At 35.3% G+C, this 1081-nt stretch carries 1 protein-coding gene; it reads left to right on the top strand.

Features of this window, described 5'->3' with window-relative positions:
- Nucleotides 1–81 precede the first annotated feature (81 nt).
- Entirely contained in the window at nt 82–1050 is a 969-nt protein-coding gene (locus tag QUB61_RS39675) for an RNA-binding domain-containing protein (RefSeq protein ID WP_333136978.1), read from the top strand.
- Nucleotides 1051–1081 lie beyond the last annotated feature (31 nt).

Genomic DNA, 1081 nt, shown 5'->3' with positions numbered 1-1081 from the left:
CAGAGGTACTGGAATAAAAACTAATCCTCCTATTTTTAAAATCTTAAAGCCTCCCAAGCCTTAAGTAAACCGTATTGAGATATGATAGCAGATATTGCAGCATCTATATTACTTAATGAACCCCTACGAAGAAGCAGAGAGCGACTAGATAGTCTGTATGATGAAGAGAGCAAGGACTTCCAGTTAATAGAGAAGAGTCTTGCAACGTATGGCTTCAAAAAACTAGAAGAAGACATTGTAAAAACCTTCTCCCTTCTGGGAGAAACTATTGAAACATATAGCTCAGATAGTAAGTGTTTAAAAAATATCGTAAACCCAGGCATAAATAATCTCATACCGCAGGCTTTCTATACAATATTTATGGCTTTTTTTGAATTAATAATTGATTCAGAACTTCTACCTGCCAACCCTCAAAAGATTATGCAAGCACTCAAAAAGCTTCAGCAGAAGTTAAAGCTAAGCAAGCGATATGCAGAGATAGAGGATCGTATTAGGAATATTAATCAAACTAAGGGACTCATACAAAACTACTTCGCGAAAAAAGATACATCAACTCTGGGACAAGGTGCTGAGTTGATACAAGCGTTCAAAAATTCCTTACTTCGTTCTCGTATAGAAACTGCGAAGTATGAGTGCAAGCAAGGTTTGCTCGATCTGTCACCAAGTAGAAAACTAAATAATGATTTGCCCCAGAGACTTGTTGAGACAATTTGCGGAATTGCCAACTCCGATCCAGAAAATGATGGATATATTTTCCTAGGAGTGGCTGATAAAAAGCAAGACGCAGAAAAAATTAAAAATTTAGATGCGATTAGTCCTATTGAAATCAATGATAGATCTGTTGTAGGAATTGATAGAGAAGCTAGGGTTTCAGGTAAAACGCTAGAATATTATGTTGGGATATTAATCAATACAATACGTAAATCCGATTTTACTGACACCTTAAAAAGTCAAGTTATGATGAAAATTGATACTAGAGATTTCAAGGGATTATCGGTGATTAGAATTAATAGACCTCTTGCGAAAGTGCGAGCGTTCTCGGTAAAATAAAAGAAAAAATTAGCTTAATAATATGAATTAC

Origin of the sequence: Microcoleus sp. C2D2, assembly GCF_036702495.1 — a bacterium.
Lineage (GTDB): Bacteria > Cyanobacteriota > Cyanobacteriia > Cyanobacteriales > Microcoleaceae > Microcoleus.
Note: the sequence above shows the minus strand (reverse complement) of the source record. Positions and strands in the feature narration are given on the sequence as shown.

Bases quoted from the DNA above. Each gene is read 5' to 3' on its own strand.
- QUB61_RS39675 (WP_333136978.1), top strand. From the start codon at position 82: ATGATAGCAGATATTGCAGCATCTATATTACTTAATGAACCCCTACGA.